The organism is Caballeronia sp. GAFFF2 (genome assembly GCF_023631485.1).
Classification (GTDB): domain Bacteria; phylum Pseudomonadota; class Gammaproteobacteria; order Burkholderiales; family Burkholderiaceae; genus Caballeronia.
Genome location: NZ_JALQDA010000013.1, coordinates 1 through 17,174, shown reverse-complemented (window position 1 = coordinate 17,174; position 17,174 = coordinate 1). Strand labels below are relative to the sequence as shown.

16 protein-coding genes and 2 tRNA genes are annotated in these 17,174 nt (G+C 62.2%); 17 read left to right on the top strand and 1 reads right to left on the bottom strand.

What is annotated here, in order from left to right:
- Positions 1 to 140 precede the first annotated feature (140 nt).
- The 14 genes from NCT04_RS08955 to NCT04_RS08890 all read left to right on the top strand — a co-directional run bounded on the left by NCT04_RS08955 (position 141) and on the right by NCT04_RS08890 (position 13,818).
- Positions 141 to 935, top strand: a complete 795-nt coding sequence (locus NCT04_RS08955; RefSeq protein ID WP_250465089.1) for a 3-hydroxybutyrate dehydrogenase — start codon at positions 141 to 143, stop codon at positions 933 to 935.
- A 37-nt stretch (positions 936 to 972) separates the two neighbouring features.
- A complete protein-coding gene (locus NCT04_RS08950) occupies positions 973 to 2,178 on the top strand; it encodes a DUF3734 domain-containing protein (protein ID WP_250465087.1) in 1,206 nt (401 codons plus the stop codon).
- 125 nt (positions 2,179 to 2,303) lie between these two features.
- On the top strand, positions 2,304 to 2,786 hold the full coding sequence (locus NCT04_RS08945; RefSeq protein ID WP_250465085.1) for a low molecular weight protein-tyrosine-phosphatase: 483 nt from the start codon (positions 2,304 to 2,306) through the stop codon (positions 2,784 to 2,786).
- Between the two features lie 139 nt (positions 2,787 to 2,925).
- The gene (gene iscR, locus NCT04_RS08940; RefSeq protein WP_244825427.1) at positions 2,926 to 3,453 is read left to right on the top strand and encodes a Fe-S cluster assembly transcriptional regulator IscR; all 528 of its coding nucleotides are present in this window, start codon (positions 2,926 to 2,928) and stop codon (positions 3,451 to 3,453) included.
- Between the two features lie 78 nt (positions 3,454 to 3,531).
- A complete protein-coding gene (locus NCT04_RS08935; RefSeq protein ID WP_244825426.1) occupies positions 3,532 to 4,755 on the top strand; it encodes an IscS subfamily cysteine desulfurase in 1,224 nt (407 codons plus the stop codon).
- Positions 4,756 to 4,848: 93 nt separating this feature from the next.
- Entirely contained in the window at positions 4,849 to 5,277 is a 429-nt protein-coding gene (gene iscU, locus NCT04_RS08930) for a Fe-S cluster assembly scaffold IscU (RefSeq protein ID WP_244825425.1), read from the top strand.
- Between the two features lie 106 nt (positions 5,278 to 5,383).
- On the top strand, positions 5,384 to 5,707 hold the full coding sequence (iscA, locus tag NCT04_RS08925; RefSeq protein ID WP_244825424.1) for an iron-sulfur cluster assembly protein IscA: 324 nt from the start codon (positions 5,384 to 5,386) through the stop codon (positions 5,705 to 5,707).
- Between the two features lie 114 nt (positions 5,708 to 5,821).
- On the top strand, positions 5,822 to 6,352 hold the full coding sequence (gene hscB, locus NCT04_RS08920) for a Fe-S protein assembly co-chaperone HscB (protein WP_244825423.1): 531 nt from the start codon (positions 5,822 to 5,824) through the stop codon (positions 6,350 to 6,352).
- 45 nt (positions 6,353 to 6,397) lie between these two features.
- Positions 6,398 to 8,263, top strand: a complete 1,866-nt coding sequence (gene hscA / locus NCT04_RS08915; protein ID WP_250465083.1) for a Fe-S protein assembly chaperone HscA — start codon at positions 6,398 to 6,400, stop codon at positions 8,261 to 8,263.
- A 32-nt stretch (positions 8,264 to 8,295) separates the two neighbouring features.
- Complete coding sequence (gene fdx / locus NCT04_RS08910) at positions 8,296 to 8,637, top strand: ISC system 2Fe-2S type ferredoxin (RefSeq protein ID WP_244825421.1); 342 nt, start codon at positions 8,296 to 8,298, stop codon at positions 8,635 to 8,637.
- 13 nt (positions 8,638 to 8,650) lie between these two features.
- Positions 8,651 to 8,848: a Fe-S cluster assembly protein IscX gene (gene iscX / locus NCT04_RS08905; protein WP_244825420.1), complete on the top strand. Its 198-nt coding sequence runs from the start codon at positions 8,651 to 8,653 to the stop codon at positions 8,846 to 8,848.
- A 316-nt stretch (positions 8,849 to 9,164) separates the two neighbouring features.
- The gene (locus tag NCT04_RS08900; protein WP_250465081.1) at positions 9,165 to 11,996 is read left to right on the top strand and encodes a xanthine dehydrogenase family protein molybdopterin-binding subunit; all 2,832 of its coding nucleotides are present in this window, start codon (positions 9,165 to 9,167) and stop codon (positions 11,994 to 11,996) included.
- Entirely contained in the window at positions 11,945 to 12,565 is a 621-nt protein-coding gene (locus NCT04_RS08895) for a (2Fe-2S)-binding protein (protein WP_502800362.1), read from the top strand. Before NCT04_RS08900 ends, NCT04_RS08895 begins: the two co-directional genes overlap by 52 nt.
- Complete coding sequence (locus tag NCT04_RS08890; RefSeq protein ID WP_250465077.1) at positions 12,562 to 13,818, top strand: c-type cytochrome; 1,257 nt, start codon at positions 12,562 to 12,564, stop codon at positions 13,816 to 13,818. The genes NCT04_RS08895 and NCT04_RS08890 overlap by 4 nt, the downstream gene beginning before the upstream one ends.
- Before the next feature lie 247 nt (positions 13,819 to 14,065).
- Here the strand turns inward: NCT04_RS08890 and NCT04_RS08885 are convergent, their stop codons facing one another.
- Positions 14,066 to 15,016, bottom strand: coding sequence for a patatin-like phospholipase family protein (locus NCT04_RS08885; protein WP_250465075.1), 951 nt, complete (start codon positions 15,014 to 15,016; stop codon positions 14,066 to 14,068).
- 271 nt (positions 15,017 to 15,287) lie between these two features.
- On the opposite strand from NCT04_RS08885, the gene gltX reads away from it, so the two are divergent.
- The 3 genes from gltX (at position 15,288) to NCT04_RS08870 (ending at position 17,173) form a co-directional block, all read left to right on the top strand.
- Positions 15,288 to 16,697, top strand: a complete 1,410-nt coding sequence (gene gltX / locus NCT04_RS08880) for a glutamate--tRNA ligase (RefSeq protein ID WP_250465073.1) — start codon at positions 15,288 to 15,290, stop codon at positions 16,695 to 16,697.
- 148 nt (positions 16,698 to 16,845) lie between these two features.
- Positions 16,846 to 16,921 (top strand) — tRNA-Ala (locus tag NCT04_RS08875).
- 176 nt (positions 16,922 to 17,097) lie between these two features.
- Positions 17,098 to 17,173, top strand: a tRNA-Glu gene (locus NCT04_RS08870).
- Position 17,174: the final 1 nt, after the last annotated feature.

Genomic DNA, 17,174 nt, shown 5'->3' with positions numbered 1-17,174 from the left:
GCCGCTTCCGGTCGTCCATGACTAGTCGGCCGAACGGTCTAGGTGTTCTCATGCGCGGCGTGACTCGTCCTATGCCGAACGGCCAGATTGCGGCCAATGGCGTCGCATGTTGTCATTCAACTGTCAGAGAGGAGGTTCGCATGTCACAGAACGGCAAGCTCGATGGTAAAACCGCGGTCGTCACGGGCGCGGCGAGCGGCATTGGCCGCGCAATCGCAATCACGCTTGCACAAGCGGGCGCGGCAGTCGCTATCGCGGACTTGAATCAGTCAGGCGCGGATACCGTCGCCGCCGAGATTCGCGAAAAGGGTGGCAAGGCTATCGGCATCGCGATGGACGTGACGGACGAGAACGCGGTCAATCAGGGTATCGACCGGGTCGCGGCGGAATTGGGATCGGTGGATATCCTCGTGTCGAACGCGGGCATTCAGATCGTCAATCCCATCGAAAATTACGCCTACTCGGACTGGAAGAAGATGATGGCCATTCACGTCGATGGCGCCTTCCTCACGACCAAAGCCGCGTTGAAGCACATGTACAAGGACGATCGCGGCGGCGTCGTCATCTACATGGGCTCGGTGCATTCGCATGAAGCGTCGCCGCTCAAGTCCGCTTATGTGACCGCCAAGCATGGTTTGCTCGGGCTTGCGCGCGTCCTGGCAAAGGAAGGCGCAAAGCATAACGTGCGCTCGCACGTGGTGTGTCCGGGCTTCGTGCGCACGCCGCTCGTCGACAAGCAGATTCCCGAACAAGCGAAGGAACTCGGCATCAGCGAGGAAGAAGTCGTGAAACGCGTGATGCTGGGCGGCACGGTCGACGGTGTGTTCACCACGGTGGAAGACGTCGCGCAGATGGTGCGGTTCCTGTCCGAGTTCGAGACAGCGGCGCTCACGGGGCAATCGTTCGTGGTGAGCCACGGCTGGTTCATGCAATAAGCGAAAGACACGCACGCGAGAAAGCGGAGGCATCGGCATGGCGGAAATCGACGACAGCGAAGCGCTGCAACCGGAGACTCAGAACGAAGGCGACAAGCGCATCGACTTGCCGCCTTACGAGACCATCGCGCTCATGCTGCAGGGCGGCGGTGCGCTCGGCGCGTATCAGGCGGGCGTCTATCAGGGGCTCTACGAAGCGGGCATCGAGCCGAACTGGATCGCCGGCATCTCCATCGGCGCGCTGAATACGGCGATCATCGCGGGCAATGCGCCTAAGGATCGCGTGCCGCGTCTGCTCCAGTTCTGGGAAACCATTTGTCAGCCGGCATTTGGATTTGCATTGCCGGCGTTCATCGAGCATGCGCTGTTCGAATCGCCCGACGAGATTCGCAAGGCGTTCACCGCGTGGCAGGCGTTCGGCGCGATCGTGGAAGGGCAAAAGGGCTTTTTCGTGCCGCGCTTTCCGCCCCCTTCGCCGCTCGCGGCCGGCTCGCCGCAGACCGCAAGTTATTACGACACGACGCCGCTTCGGGCCACGCTGGAAGGCCTGTGCAACTTCGATCGCATCAACTCGGGCGAAAAGCGCGTGTCGGTCGGTGCGGTCAACGTGGCAACCGGTAACTTCGCTTACTTCGATAATACGAAGATCAAGCTGCGCGCCGAGCATTTCATCGCGTCGGGCGCTCTGCCGCCGGGCTTTGCGGCAGTCGAGGTCGACGGCCAGTTCTACTGGGACGGCGGCCTCATGTCCAACACGCCGCTCTACGAGATTGCGCAGGCCACGCCGCGTCGCGACACACTCGCATTTCAGGTCGATCTCTGGAGCGCGCGCGGGCCGGTGCCGGACAGCATCGTCGACGTCATGGGTCGCGTGAAGGACGTTCAATATTCCAGCCGCACGCGTCTCGTGACGGATCAGATGCAGCGCTCACAGCGGTATCGCAACGTATTGCAGCACGTGCTGGATCTCGTGCCCGAGGAACTGCGCAACAACGACGAATGGTGCCGGCGCGCGGCCGAACTCGCGTGCTCGAAGCGCTACAACGTGATCCACCTGATTTACCGCCACAAGGAATACGAAGGGCATTACAAGGACTATCAATTCGGCCTTTCGACCATGCGCGAGCATTGGAGTAGCGGGCTCGACGACATTCGCCGCACGCTCGCGCATCGCGACTGGCTGAAGATGCCGAACGGCGACTCCGGCTTCATCACGCATGACATTCATCGCGACGGGAGCTGATCGTGCTCGGCGGATTTGCTTGAGTGACTCGTGCGCGCGCGTTTTTGTGACCCTTTGTATAATTCGGGCCTATCGAACACGCGTTGCCGATGGTGGCAGCCGATAACCGTCCCTCCAAGCTTGAGATGAATTCCATCGCCGTCTGCTTCGTCTGTCTCGGCAACATCTGCCGGTCGCCTAGCGCCGAAGCGGTGATGCGCGATCTCGTCGAGGAGGCGAAGCTTTCGGAACGGATCATTATCGACTCGGCGGGAACGGGCGACTGGCATATCGGACATCCGCCCGACGAGCGCGCTCAACGTGCCGCAAAGAAGCGCGGCTACGACCTCTCACCGTTGCGCGGGAGGCAGATCACGGCCGAAGACTTCGCTCGCTTCGACCTGTTGATCGTGATGGACGACAAGAACGTCGCGGCGCTTACGGCGGTCTGTCCGCCGGAGCATCGCGACAAGATTCGCCTGTTGATGGAGTTCGCGACGCGTGACGACAGCCGCGTGGTCATCGACCCCTATTTCGGCGGTGACGACGGTTTCGAGCGCGTGCTCGATCAGTGCGAAGACGCTTGTGAGGGGCTGCTTGCGGCCCTGCGGACGCAACTCGTCAGTTGAATTGGGCACGACGCGGCGGCCTTGCGCGCGGCAAGAAATAGAATTAAACAGCTACTTATCTGGTCCCGGATACTTGACTAAAACTGTGGGATATTTATACTTGACAGAAATCATCGAGTATTAGCGGTAGCCCCCAATTATGAGACTCACCACGAAAGGCCGTTTCGCCGTCACGGCGATGATCGACCTGGCATTGCGCCAGGAGCAGGGCCCGGTGACGTTGGCAGGCATCAGCCAGCGCCAGCGCATCTCGCTTTCCTATCTCGAACAGTTGTTCGGCAAGCTGCGTCGCCACGAGATCGTCGAGTCCGTACGCGGGCCGGGCGGCGGGTACAACCTCGCGCGCCGCGCCGAGAACGTCACGGTGGCCGACATCATCATCGCGGTCGATGAACCGATCGACGCCACGCAATGCGGTGGCAAGGGCACGTGCGAAGGCACCAAGCAGCACGACGGCCACTGCATGACGCACGAACTGTGGGCGACGCTCAATCAGAAGATGGTCGAGTATCTCGATTCCGTCTCGCTGAAAGATCTGGTCGATCAGCAGCGCGCTCGCGAAGGCTCGTCGTCGGTGTTGCGCGACCGCCGCGCCGAACCGGCGGGCGTCGAAGCCGCGCGTGTGGTGCCCAAGGGGCCGAATTCCATTTTCAACCTGGCTGGTTGAAGCCGCGCGGCGCGTCTCATGAAGCGCGAGTACGAGCATCCCGGCCACGTGTATTGAACGATTTTCCCGGAGCGACAGATGAATAACGACATTCCCCACCTGCCCATTTATATGGATTACAGCGCGACGACCCCCGTCGATCCGCGCGTGGTGGACAAGATGATTCCGTATCTTCGCGAGCAGTTCGGCAATCCGGCTTCGCGCAGCCATCAGTACGGCTGGGACGCGGAGCGGGCGGTCGAGGAAGCGCGCGAAAACGTCGCGGCGCTCGTCAATGCCGATCCGCGCGAAATCATCTGGACGTCGGGCGCGACGGAGTCGGACAACCTCGCGATCAAGGGCGCCGCGCACTTCTACAAGAGCAAGGGCAAGCACATCATCACGGTGAAAACCGAGCACAAGGCCGTGCTCGACACCACGCGCGATCTCGAACGCGAAGGCTTCGAAGTCACGTATCTGGATGTCAAGGACGACGGTCTCATCGACCTGGACAAGTTCAAGGCCGCCATTCGTCCCGACACGATCCTCGTATCGGTGATGAGCGTGAACAACGAGATCGGCGTGATTCAGGACATCGAGGCGATCGGCGAGATCACGCGTGAAAAGGGCATCATTTTTCACGTCGATGCAGCGCAAGCCACCGGCAAGATCGCGATCGATCTGCAGAAGCTGAAGGTCGATCTAATGTCGTTCTCGGCGCACAAGACGTATGGGCCGAAGGGCATCGGCGCGCTGTACGTGCGTCGCAAGCCGCGCGTACGTATCGAGGCGCAGATGCACGGCGGCGGTCACGAACGCGGCATGCGTTCGGGCACGCTCGCGACGCATCAGATCGTCGGCATGGGCGAGGCTTTCCGTATCGCGCGTGAGGAAATGGCCACCGAGAACGAGCGTATCCGCATGCTGCGCGACCGTCTGCTCAAGGGCCTGCAAGACATGGAAGAGGTGTACGTGAACGGCGACATGGAACGCCGCGTGCCGCACAACCTCAACATCAGCTTCAATTTCGTCGAAGGCGAATCGCTCATCATGGCGGTCAAGGATGTCGCGGTGTCGTCGGGTTCGGCGTGCACGTCGGCGTCGCTGGAACCGTCGTATGTGCTGCGTGCGCTCGGCCGCAACGACGAGCTGGCGCATAGCTCGATCCGCTTCACGGTCGGCCGCTTTACGACCGAGCAGGACGTCGATTACGTCATCAACCTGCTGAAGAACAAGATTGCAAAGCTGCGCGATCTGTCGCCGCTGTGGGAAATGCACAAGGATGGCATCGATATCTCGAGCATCCAGTGGGCGGCGCACTGAGCGCATCACGAATGGTTTGGCGACTGGCCGCGTGCCGGTCGAGAGAATGTTGCTCCGCCTCTCGCGGAGATAGATCACCGGAGAATTCGAATCATGGCTTATAGCGACAAGGTTCTGGACCACTACGAAAACCCGCGCAACGTCGGCTCCTTCTCGAAGGACGACGACACGGTCGGCACCGGCATGGTCGGCGCACCGGCTTGCGGCGACGTGATGAAACTGCAGATCCGCGTGGGCGCGGACGGCGTGATCGAAGACGCGAAGTTCAAGACGTACGGCTGCGGCTCGGCCATCGCGTCGAGCTCGCTCGTGACCGAATGGGTGAAGGGCAAGACGCTGGATCAGGCGCTGACGATCAAGAACACGCAGATCGCCGAGGAACTCGCACTGCCGCCCGTGAAGATTCACTGCTCGATTCTCGCCGAAGACGCAATCAAGGCAGCGGTCGCCGACTACAAGGAACGTCACGGCGTGGCGGCTCCCCAGGCCGAGCAGACGGAAGCCAAGCAACACGCGGCCTGAATGCGGCATGAAGGTGGCGTAGGCAACGACCCTGGAATGGCGCCGGCAAGATCGGCGCCTCGGATTTCGAAGTAACGCAGCAAGTAAAGAGCGCGACGCAAAGACTATGGCAATCACGTTGACGGAGAAGGCAGCACAGCACGTGCATAAGTATCTGGCGCGACGCGGCAAGGGCGTCGGCCTGCGCCTGGGCGTGCGTACGACGGGCTGTTCGGGTCTCGCGTACAAGCTCGAATATGTCGATGAACTCGCACCGGAAGACATGGTGTTCGAGTCGGCGGGCGTGAAGGTCGTGATCGATCCGAAAAGCCTCGCCTATCTCGACGGCACCGAACTGGATTTCGCGCGTGAAGGGCTGAACGAAGGCTTTCGCTTCAACAACCCGAACGCGAAGGACGAGTGCGGCTGCGGCGAGTCGTTCCGCGTATAACCGGGCATGACGCCGGCGGTATCGGCAAAAGAGGCGGCGCGTGCCGCCTTTTTCATTCGCGCTTCGACTTTGCTGCATCCTTCGAGACATCTTCCGAGTAACCGGTAATCCTCAATGGCATCGCTCAACGACAGTCACTTCGATCTCTTCGACTTGCCGCCGGTCTTCGCGGTCGATCACCAAGCGCTCGACGACGCGTATCGCACCGTGCAGGCGCAAGTGCATCCGGACCGCTTCGCCTCGGCGGGCGACGCGCAACGCCGAATCGCGATGCAATGGGCGACGCGCGCCAACGAGGCTTACCAAACGCTGCGCGATCCGTTGAAGCGCGCGCGCTACATGCTGTCGCTGCGCGGTATCGACGTCGGCGCGGAAAACAATACGGCGATGGAACCCGCGTTCCTCATGCAGCAAATGGAATGGCGCGAGAATATCGAGGATGCGGCCGGCGCGAAGAATATCGGCGCGCTCGAATCCTTGCTCGACGAATTGCGCGATGAAGAACGCGTGCGCTTCACCAAGCTCGAAGCGCTGATCGACAGCAAGTCGGATCAGGCGGCAAGCGAGGCGGTGCGGCAACTGATGTTCATCGAACGCGTGGCGCATGAAATCGGCACGCAGATCGAGCGGCTCGAAACCGCCTAACGGACAAGAGCCTCAGGCGCCGCACACAACCCCATAAGATCAACGATGGCTTTACTGCAAATCTCAGAACCCGGCATGGCGCCCGCACCGCATCAGCGGCGCGTGGCGGTCGGCATCGATCTCGGCACGACGAACTCGCTCGTGGCGGCCGTGCGCAACAGCGTGCCCGAAGCGCTTCCCGACGAGGACGGCCATGTGCTGCTGCCGTCGGTGGTGCGCTATCTGGAGAAGGGCGGACGGCGCATCGGCCGCGTCGCGAAGGAAGAAGCGGCCATCGATCCGCGCAATACGATCGTGTCCGTCAAGCGCTTCATGGGCCGAGGCAAGAGCGAGGTGGAGGGCGCGGAGAACGCGCCGTACGATTTCATCGACGCGCCCGGCATGGTGCAGATTCGTACGATCGACGGCGTGAAGAGCCCGGTCGAGGTGTCGGCCGAGATTCTCGCCACGCTGCGTTATCGCGCGGAAGATTCGCTCGGCGAAGATCTGGTCGGCGCGGTCATTACCGTGCCCGCCTATTTCGATGAAGCCCAGCGCCAGGCCACCAAGGACGCCGCCAAGCTCGCCGGCCTCAACGTGCTGCGACTGCTGAACGAACCGACCGCGGCGGCCATCGCTTACGGTCTCGACAACGCATCGGAAGGTCTGTACGCGGTCTACGATCTCGGCGGCGGTACCTTCGATCTGTCCATTCTCAAGCTCACCAAGGGCGTCTTCGAAGTACTCGCGGCCGGCGGCGATTCCGCGCTCGGCGGCGACGATTTCGACCACGTGCTGTATCGGCATGTGATTGCGCAGGCGGGCGTCGAAGTCACTTCGCCCGAAGACGTGCGGCTCTTGCTGGACCATGTGCGAGTCGCGAAGGAAGCGCTTTCATCGGCCGATGAAACGCGCGTCCAGGCGACGCTTTCGGACGGCCGCGTGATCGATGTCGCCGTGACCGAAGCGCAGTTCGACACGCTCACCGAAGCGCTCGTCGCGCGCACGCTCGGACCCACGAGAAAGGCGCTGCGCGACGCCAAGGTCGCGCCCGCCGAGATCAAGGGCGTGGTGCTGGTCGGCGGTGCGACGCGCATGCCGGTGATCCGCCGCGCGGTGCAGACGTATTTCGGCCAGCCGCCGCTCGTCAATCTCGACCCGGATCAGGTCGTGGCGCTCGGCGCCGCGATTCAGGCCGATTTGCTCGCCGGCAACCGTCGCGGCGAAGGCGACGACTGGCTCTTGCTCGACGTGATTCCGCTGTCGCTCGGCGTCGAAACCATGGGCGGTCTCACCGAAAAGATCATTCCGCGCAACTCGACGATCCCGACCGCGCGCGCGCAAGACTTCACCACGTTCAAGGACGGCCAGACGGCAATGGCGATCCACGTGGTCCAGGGCGAACGCGAACTCGTGTCCGACTGCCGCTCGCTCGCGCGTTTCGAATTGCGCGGCATTCCGCCGATGGCGGCGGGCGCCGCGCGCATCCGCGTGACGTATCAGGTCGATGCCGACGGCTTGCTGTCCGTTTTCGCGCGCGAGCAGATTTCGGGCGTGGAAGCGTCGGTGGTGGTGAAGCCGTCCTACGGTCTCGCCGATGACGACGTCGCGCGCATGCTCGAGGAAAGTTTCAAGACCGCCGAGACCGACATGCAGGCCCGCGCGCTGCGCGAGGCACAGGTCGATGCAGAACGGCTGGTCGAAGCCACGCACGCGGCGCTCGCGGCAGACGCCGAGTTGCTCGACGAGAGCGAACGCGCGCAGATCGAAACGCTGGCGGAAGAACTCGCGACCATCGCGAAGGGCGATTCGGCGCAACGTATCGAAGACGCGACCAAGGCGCTTTCCGTTGCAACCGACGAATTCGCCGCGCGCCGCATGAACAAGAGCATTCGCCGCGCACTCGCCGGCCGCAAGCTCGACGATGTCTGATCCATTCGGAAATTCACGGAAAACTTAAGTCCATGCCTCAAATCGTTGTGCTTCCTCACGTGGAGCTTTGCCCGGACGGCGCGGTCATCGACGCCGATATCGGCAAGAGCATCTGCGACAATTTGCTGGAACACGGTATCGAGATCGAACACGCCTGCGAGAAGTCGTGCGCGTGCACGACCTGCCACGTCATCATCCGCGAGGGCTTCAACGCGCTCGAACCGTCGGAGGAAGACGAGGACGATCTCCTCGACAAGGCGTGGGGCCTCGAACCGACATCGCGGTTATCATGTCAGGCAATGGTGCCGGCCGACGAGGATCTGGTGGTCGAGATCCCGCGCTACACCATTAACCACGCCAAAGAAAATCACTGACGGAGGCTCGCTCATGAAGTGGACAGATACTCAAGAGATCGCAATGGCCTTGACCGATGCGCATCAGGATATCGATCCCCAGTATGTGCGTTTCACGGACCTGCATCGCTGGGTGACGGAGCTGGTTGGTTTCGACGACGATCCGCAGAGCTCCAATGAAAAGATTCTCGAAGCCATTCAGGCTGCGTGGATCGAAGACGCGGATTATTGATCGCGTTGGTATCGTCTAAAAGACGGCGACTCTCGAAAGAGGTCGCCGTTTTATTTTGAGCGCGCGGCATTTCACCATATTGATTTTCCTCATTCCCTTGCCGCTTTAATCTTGACAGAACTTGACGTTGTGCGCGTTGTTGACGGTCTTTCCCGCACTTAAAATCGCGCCCACTGCCTTCTGTCAGTCAATGCCGGATTCGATTCATCGCCCAGCGACGTTTCGTATTGCAAACAAATTTTACATGCCCGCGTGAAGGCGGCGTGTGGCCGTCCCCATGCTGGACGGCCTGTGGCGATCACTTGAGGAGAAGTACATGGGGAAACTCGACCTGTCGCGTCGTGGTTTTCTGAAGGCGGCTGCGCTCGCGGGCGTTTCGGTATTCGTCGCGCCCTTAGGCAGCCGTGCGTTCGCCGCGTTGTTCGAAGAGAAGATACTCACGCCCGTTCAATGGGATGCCACGAACGGAAGCGCAAAGTTTCGTATCGACGGCATGGCCAAGGTAACGGGCGCGAAGGTCTTTGCGCGCGACATCCGCGCGGCCGACATGCCGCATTGGCCGCAGCAACAATCGCACGCGCTGATCCTGCGCGTGACGCGGGCCGACTGTCTGTACGAAGGCTTCGATCTGTCGGTGCTCGGCGATGCGCTGAAGCCCGATCGCGTCGTCACCGCGGAAGATCTTGCGCGCGACAAGCTCGCCTTCCCCGCGTTCTATGGCGACGACATGTTCCTGCCCGCCGGGAAGACGCCCGCGTATCTCGGCCAGGCCGTCGCGATGCTGATCTATCACGACTTCGCGCGCTTCCGTTTCGCGAAGGAAAAGCTCCAGTTCCGCGATGGCGTGATCCGTTACGGCGCAACGACGGGGCCGCTCGAACGCGATCCGTGGGCGTCGTTTCGCTTCGTGCGCGTCGGCGGCAAGACGCCTTTCGACGAAGACACGTTTTCGAGCCTGAAGAACACGCCGCTCTTTCCGCACATGATGAAGAAGCGCGCGCCCGTCTGGGCCGACGCTCATGAACACGGCAAGCTCTACGAGCAGGGCATGTTCCACGCGCAAAGTATTGCCGACCAGCTCGATCATCCGCCGGCGGACTGGCTCGTCGTGGATCGCGAATACAAGACGCAATCGGTCGATACGGCGGCGCTCGAGCCCGACAACGCGAATTGCTGGTACGACGCGGCGACTCAGTCGCTGCACATGGTCGTCCCGACGCAAGGTCCGCACGAAGTCGCGGAAAGCGCTGTGGAGATGGCGGCCAAGTCGCATTTTCCAGTGAAGAACCTGTTCCTGCATCCGTGCTACACGGTGGGCTACGGTTCGAAGGATCACTTCAACGTGCCGTTCTACGGTCTCGTCGCGGCCATGTATGGCGAGGGCCGTCCCGTGCGCCTGGCTTTCGACCGCTTCGAACAGTTCCAGAGCTCGCTCAAGCGTCACGCGTTCGACATGCGCTATCGCATGGCGATCGACAAGAACACCGGCCTCATTCAAGCCTTCAAGGGTGACTTCGAAGCGAACGGCGGCGGACGCTGCAACTTCTCGCCATCGGTCGCGATGGTCGGCGCGACGGCGGCGCAGTCGATCTACTACATTCCGCAGAGCGATCTGACCGCGATCGCGATTGCCTCGCGCGCGGTCGATGCCGGTTCGGCGCGCGGTTACGGCACGCTGCAAAGCATGGCCGCGACCGAGATGATGATCGACGAGATCGCGCAGAAGCTCGATATCGACCCGATCGATTTCCGCCTGAAGAACGTGTTCCGCACCGGCATGAAGAACACGCAAGGCGCCATTCCCGCCGGCGCGTTGCGCGCCGAGGAAGTGCTGCGTCGCGCGAAGGAACTGCCGCTGTGGGCCGAACGCATGCGGCGCAAGAGCGATTTCGAGGCGGCGCATCCGGGAATGCGCTATGGCATCGGCTTCGCGTGTACGCAGAAGGACTTCGGTACGGGCGCGGAAAGCGCCTTCGCGAAAGTGGAGTTCACGGCCGACGGGCGCATCGCGTTGAGTCACTCGGGCGCGGAGATCGGCACCGGCACGTCGACCTCGCAGGCCCTCGCGGTCGCGAAGTGGCTCGGCAAGCCCGCCGTCGATGTGCATATGGCGATCATCGACTGGACGGATCTGCCGGTCGTGACGAGCGGCGATCCGTACATCATGTCGCAAGCCGAGCAGGATCGCTTGAGCGCGAATCCGCGCTGGTCGCCCGCGTACATGTCGCCGGCCAGCGCGACGAATTCCGCCTTCTACTTCACGCACGCCACGCATGAAGCGGCGCGCGTCGTGTTCCGTCACGGCATCTGGCCCGCCGCGCTCGCGCTCTGGGGGCAGGGTATCGGCGGCGGTCAGGCGACCTCGTACGTCGTGCGTGTGGAAGATGCGCGCTGGGTCGACGGCAAGCTGGCGGCCGACGGCATGGAGCCGCTTGCCTTCGACGTGCTCGCGAAGAAGGCGCATGAACTCGGGCTCGTCACGGGCGCTGCGGTGCATACCTTCAATCGCTGGCAGTGGAGCGAGGCGCAGTTCGATATCGCGGGCACCGTCGATCAGGTACCGCTCGACGGACTCTCGGTGCGCTTCGGCAGCGCCGATGCCGCCAACGGCAAGCAACGCGGCAAGGCCACGGCCAACGGCTATACCGTGCTCGATCGCAAACGCGTGTTCATCCCGCCCGTGCAGCGCAACAACGCCGCGGTCACGTATTACAGCGCGGTCGGCACGCTCGTCGAACTTGCTATCGACTCGGCCAGCGGCAAGGTCGATCTGCTCTCGCATCATTCGATCATGGAATGCGGCAATCAGATCGCGCCGCAACTCGTCTCCGGGCAGTTGCAAGGCGGCCTCGCGATGGGCATCGGCCACGCGCTGCATGAGTATCTGCCGCTTTACGAAGACGGTCCCGGCAACGGCACGTGGAACTTCAACCGCTATCACTTGCCGCTCGCAAGCGATGTCGCCGTCTGGAAGCAAACCAGCGAAGTGTTGCCGCCGCTCTCCGAGACCGATCCGCCTAAAGGCATCGCCGAAGTGGTGATGATTCCGGTGGTCGGAGCCATCGTCAACGCGATCGCGCATGCGATCGGACATCGATTCACCGATCTGCCGGTGAGCCCGCAAAACATTCAGGAGGTGCTCGCATGACGGCCATCCCATCCGCCGCGGGCGTCGAATCGCGCTCGCTCTCCATGACGATCAACGGCAATAAGGTCGGCCCGATGCAGGTGCCATCCGGCTTGCCGATGATCGATTTCCTGCACGAGTATCTCGGCCTGACCGGCTCGCGTCTCGGCTGCGGGCAGGGCATCTGCCACGCGTGCGTCGTGATCGTCGACCGGGCCGATGGCACGAGCGAGGAAGTGCGTTCGTGCATCAACGGCGCGCATTTCTTCGACGGCAAGAACGTGCGGACCGTCGAGGGACACGCGAAGCGCAACGAGCAGGGCGAAGTCGTCGAACTGGCGCCCGTGCAGCAGAAGTTCCTGGAACATTTCAGCTTCCAGTGCGGCTATTGCACGCCGGGTTTCGTCAACGCGACGATGGTCCTGCTCGACAATCTGAAGCGCGATCCCATCGCGAAGGATCAGATCGAAGCGACCATCATGTCGGCGCTCGACAGCCACATCTGCCGTTGCACAGGTTACGTGCGCTACTACGAAGCCGTGAAGGAACTGGTGCTCACGACGCCCGGCCTGGTGAAGGACGCAGCATGACGAGACTGAATGTGACTCGCTTCGTGTCGCGCTGCGTCGTGCGGCTGATTCCACTCGCGCTTGCCGCTTTCGCGTTGAGCGCGTGCGGCGACCGTCGGGACGCGCCCGTTCACAACACGAGCTCGCCCGAGCAGATCGCGCGTGGACGCTATCTCGCGCATGCGGCGGATTGCGCCGCATGCCACACGGCGAACGGCGGCGCGCCGTTCGCGGGCGGCGTGAAGCTGCAATCGCAGTTCGGCACGTTCTACGGCACCAACATCACGCCCGATACGAAGTACGGCATCGGCTCTTATAGCGCCGACGACTTCTACGCCGTGCTGCATGAAGGCAAGTCGCCGAATGGCAAGCTGTATCCGGCGATGCCTTATACGTCGTATCGACAGATCACGCGCGAGGACAGTGACGCCCTTTACGCGTATCTGATGGCACAAAAGCCGGCAGCCGTGCCGAGTGTCAAGCCGGTCCTCTCGTTTCCCTACAACGTGCGCTTCGCCGTGCGTTTCTGGGACATGCTGTTCTTGAACGACACCTTGCCGGATGCGTCGCAGGGACAATCGGCGGACTGGACGCGCGGGCGGTATCTGGCCAACGCGCTCGGCCATTGCGCCGAGTGCCACACGCCGCGTGGTGCCTTCGGCCAGTTGCAGGATGCGAAGACGCTGCAAGGCGAAGCCCTCGGCCGTGTCGGCGCGCCCGACATCACGCCGCAAGCGCTTGCCGCGCGTGGCTGGAATGCCGCCGATCTGCAGACTTTCTTCGCGACGGGCGTCGCGCGGCAAGGCTCGGCGTATGGCGAGATGCATCCCGTGATCTATCTGAGCACGCAGCATCTGGATTCCAACGATCTGCGCGCGCTCGCCACGTATCTGCTCGGCGACAAGCCGCAGGCAGCCGCGCCGCTCGCCGCCATTCAGTCGGGCGACGCCACGCGGCTCGCTGCGGGCCGCTCGCTCTATCTGGATTCTTGCGCGGGTTGTCACGGGCACGAGGGCGAGGGCAAGCCGCACGTCACGGTAGCGATGGACGGCAACTCGACCTTGCGTCTGGCCGATCCGCGCAACCTGATCGTGTCGATGCTCGATGGCATAAAGGCGCAGCCGTTCCCGCACGGCGAGGCCATGCAGGACATGCCTGGATTCGCGGGCACGTACAGCGACGAGCAGATCGCCGAACTGGCGAATTATCTTCGCGCAACGTGGGGCGGACAGCCTGCCGAGATCACGGCAGACAAGGTGAAGTCGCTGAGGTAGTCGCGGTTTTCCGCAGCGCGAACGAAAGAGGCCACGGCTCGGCGAGCGTGGCCTCTTTTGCTTGGGGTTTGCCGCGCATTCGAGCACTGAAGTCGCCGTGACATCGTTGGGCGACAGTGCGTCGCTCGATCGATTCTTCGCGTTGGGTTTCAAACCGCTCGCCGCGCACCCGAGCACAGGAATCGCCGTGGTATCCGAGCGCCGGCGCGCTCATGCTCCGCGCTGCATTACCCAGGCAGAAGACTTCTCAAACGCGCACGCCGCGTTCGACGAGCTGCCGCTGCAACGCTGGCCACATCTTCGCGACCGCTTCCTCGCCCGCCAAAATCGATGCGTTGCGCTGGCTGAAGTCGCTGCTGCTCATGGCATTGAGATTCGGCCGGATGACCGCGTCCGCGTACTTGTCGAGTTCATAAGCCTTGATGGTCTGGCCCATGATCGTGAAGGTCTGCATGAGCACGTCGAACGAGCTTTGCGTGAGGCCGCTTTCGGGACGCGCCGAAATATCCACAGCGATCACGAAGTCCGCGCCCATCTTGTGCGCGAATGCGGCGGGTACGGGACTCACCAGCCCGCCATCGACATATTCGTGGTCGCCGATCTTCACCGGCTCGAAGATCGACGGCACGCTGCACGACGCGCGCACCGCGATGCCCGTGTTGCCGCGCTGAAAGAGGATCGGCTGACCATTCCGAAGGTCGGTCGCGACGATGCCAAGCGGCTTCGCCATCTTCTCGATCGGACGATTGTCGAGCGTCTTGTTGAGGTAGTTCTGCAGCGCCACGCCTTGCAAGATGCCGCGCGTGCGAAAGGGCATGGCCCAGTCGCTGATCGAGGCTTCGTCCATGGTGAGCGCGAGCTTGTTGATGGCGATGCCGTTCATGCCCGACGCATACAGTGCCGCGATGACCGAGCCCGCGCTCGTGCCCGCCACGAGATCGACCGGCACGTTGCGCGCTTCGAGCGCCTTGATCACGCCGATATGCGCGAAGCCGCGCGCCGCGCCGCCACCGAGCGCAAGCCCGATGCGAACGGGCGCTTGCCGCTGGGTATCCGTTTTGGGCGGCGGCGTGCTCGTGGTCGTGGTCGACGTGGCGTTGCCGCCCGTGGCGGTCGTGCACGCGGTCACGACGGATGACAGCGCCGCGAGCGAAAACGCGCGACGCGAAAGCGAAAGACGGGATGACGATGGCTTCAAGTTGAACTCCGGGCGCGGCTTGCTGCTTTGAACGTGCCTTGGCCGGTATCGGCAAAAAGGCGCGGACATCATAAAACAAAGGCGCACGGACCGGCACAAAGCAGGCCGCGAGTATAATTCCGGTTCACTTTGACGAAGCGCCGGCCGCGTGTTCCAGCCGCACGAACGCTTCCGAATCAGCCGTCATTGGACACTTCTCGTCTGCTTTGAGGCGCGTAGAGCGCGCATCGGCTTCGAGCGAGACAGACGCCATCCATCGAGTAAAACCGCAATGACCACCCAAGTCCGTACCCGCTTCGCACCGAGCCCGACCGGTTTCATCCATCTCGGCAACATCCGCTCCGCGCTCTATCCCTGGGCGTTCGCGCGCAAGATGAAGGGCACCTTCGTGCTGCGCATCGAGGACACCGACGTCGAGCGCTCCACCGAAGCCTCGGTCGACGCGATTCTCGAAGGCATGGCCTGGCTCGGCCTCGATTTCGACGAAGGTCCGTTCTATCAGATGCAGCGCATGGAGCGTTATCGCGAAGTGGTCGCGCAGATGCTGGAGAAGGGGCTCGCGTATCACTGCTATATGTCGACCGAGGAGCTCGATGCCCTGCGCGAGCGTCAGCGCGCTGCGGGCGAAAAGCCGCGTTACGACGGCACGTGGCGTCCCGAGCCGGGCAAGGAGTTGCCGCCGGTTCCCGAAGGCGTGGAGCCGGTGGTGCGCTTTCGCAATCCGCTGACGGGCGTGGTCGCGTGGGACGACGCCGTGAAGGGCACGGTCGAGATCTCGAACGAAGAACTCGACGATCTCGTCATCGCGCGTCCCGACGGTACGCCGACCTACAACTTCTGCGTGGTCGTCGACGACCTCGACATGCGGATCACGCACGTCATTCGCGGCGACGATCACGTGAACAACACGCCGCGTCAGATCAACATCCTGCGCGCGCTCGGCGGTGAAGTGCCGGTTTACGCGCATTTGCCGACGGTGCTGAACGAGCAGGGCGAAAAGATGAGTAAGCGTCACGGCGCCATGGCCGTGACCGGTTATCGCGACAACGGGTATCTGCCCGAGGCGGTCGTGAACTATCTCGCACGCCTCGGCTGGTCGCATGGCGATGCAGAAATCTTCTCGCGCGAACAGTTCGTCGAATGGTTCGACCTAGAGCATCTGGGCAAGTCGCCGGCGCAATACGACCACGACAAGCTCAACTGGCTCAACGCGCATTACATCAAGGAAGCGGACAACGGTCGCCTCGCGGAACTCACGCGGCCGTTCTTGCGCGAGGCGGGTATCGAAGCGAACGCGATCGAGAACGGCGCGCCGCTGGAACTGGCGATCGGGCTTTTGAAGGACCGCGCATCGACGGTGAAGGAAATCGCCGATAACGCCGTGATGTTCTATCGCGAGCCCACGATCGATCCCGAAGCGCGCAAGCAGCACGTCACCGATGCAGTGCGGCCGGCCATCGCCGATTTGCGCGCGGCGCTCGCCGAAGCGGAGTGGAGCAAGGAAGCGATCGCCGCGGCCGTGAAGGCTACGCTTGCCGCGCACAAGCTCAAGATGCCGCAACTCGCGATGCCGGTTCGCTTGCTGGTTGCAGGCACGACGCACACGCCGTCCCTCGACGCCGTGCTTGCGCTCTTCGGCCGCGAAGCCGTTTTGCGTCGGCTGGAACTGGCCGCAAGCTGACTGAAGACGCAAAGCCGCGCGCGATGAATGCCAGCGATGCATGCATTGCGCGCAAATGCATGAAGAGAGGTAAAAAATTTCGCTACGAGCGTCAAAGGGTATTTACAACTTCAAAAATGGCCTATAGAATCTCGTTTCTGTTCTGCAAGGGGGTATAGCTCAGCTGGGAGAGCGCTTGCATGGCATGCAAGAGGTCAGCGGTTCGATCCCGCTTACCTCCACCAAGAATGGTTTTGCAGGGCAGGTGGTATTGTTTGTTTGGTTTCCAGCGTTTCGGAAGTCGCAAAAAATACTTCACAAGTAACATCAGGTTGTATAGAATTTCGGTCTTCGCTGCTTGCGGCAAGTTGTTAAGCCCAGAGCGAATGATTAAGTAGCAAAGACAGATACACAAGTTTCTGTCCCCTTCGTCTAGAGGCCTAGGACATCACCCTTTCACGGTGAGTACAGGGGTTCGAATCCCCTAGGGGACGCCAG

Bases quoted from the DNA above. Each gene is read 5' to 3' on its own strand.
- NCT04_RS08955 (WP_250465089.1), top strand. From the start codon at position 141: ATGTCACAGAACGGCAAGCTCGATGGTAAAACCGCGGTCGTCACGGGC.
- NCT04_RS08950 (WP_250465087.1), top strand. From the start codon at position 973: ATGGCGGAAATCGACGACAGCGAAGCGCTGCAACCGGAGACTCAGAAC.
- NCT04_RS08945 (WP_250465085.1), top strand. From the start codon at position 2,304: ATGAATTCCATCGCCGTCTGCTTCGTCTGTCTCGGCAACATCTGCCGG.
- iscR (WP_244825427.1), top strand. From the start codon at position 2,926: ATGAGACTCACCACGAAAGGCCGTTTCGCCGTCACGGCGATGATCGAC.
- NCT04_RS08935 (WP_244825426.1), top strand. From the start codon at position 3,532: ATGAATAACGACATTCCCCACCTGCCCATTTATATGGATTACAGCGCG.
- iscU (WP_244825425.1), top strand. From the start codon at position 4,849: ATGGCTTATAGCGACAAGGTTCTGGACCACTACGAAAACCCGCGCAAC.
- iscA (WP_244825424.1), top strand. From the start codon at position 5,384: ATGGCAATCACGTTGACGGAGAAGGCAGCACAGCACGTGCATAAGTAT.
- hscB (WP_244825423.1), top strand. From the start codon at position 5,822: ATGGCATCGCTCAACGACAGTCACTTCGATCTCTTCGACTTGCCGCCG.
- hscA (WP_250465083.1), top strand. From the start codon at position 6,398: ATGGCTTTACTGCAAATCTCAGAACCCGGCATGGCGCCCGCACCGCAT.
- fdx (WP_244825421.1), top strand. From the start codon at position 8,296: ATGCCTCAAATCGTTGTGCTTCCTCACGTGGAGCTTTGCCCGGACGGC.
- iscX (WP_244825420.1), top strand. From the start codon at position 8,651: ATGAAGTGGACAGATACTCAAGAGATCGCAATGGCCTTGACCGATGCG.
- NCT04_RS08900 (WP_250465081.1), top strand. From the start codon at position 9,165: ATGGGGAAACTCGACCTGTCGCGTCGTGGTTTTCTGAAGGCGGCTGCG.
- NCT04_RS08890 (WP_250465077.1), top strand. From the start codon at position 12,562: ATGACGAGACTGAATGTGACTCGCTTCGTGTCGCGCTGCGTCGTGCGG.
- gltX (WP_250465073.1), top strand. From the start codon at position 15,288: ATGACCACCCAAGTCCGTACCCGCTTCGCACCGAGCCCGACCGGTTTC.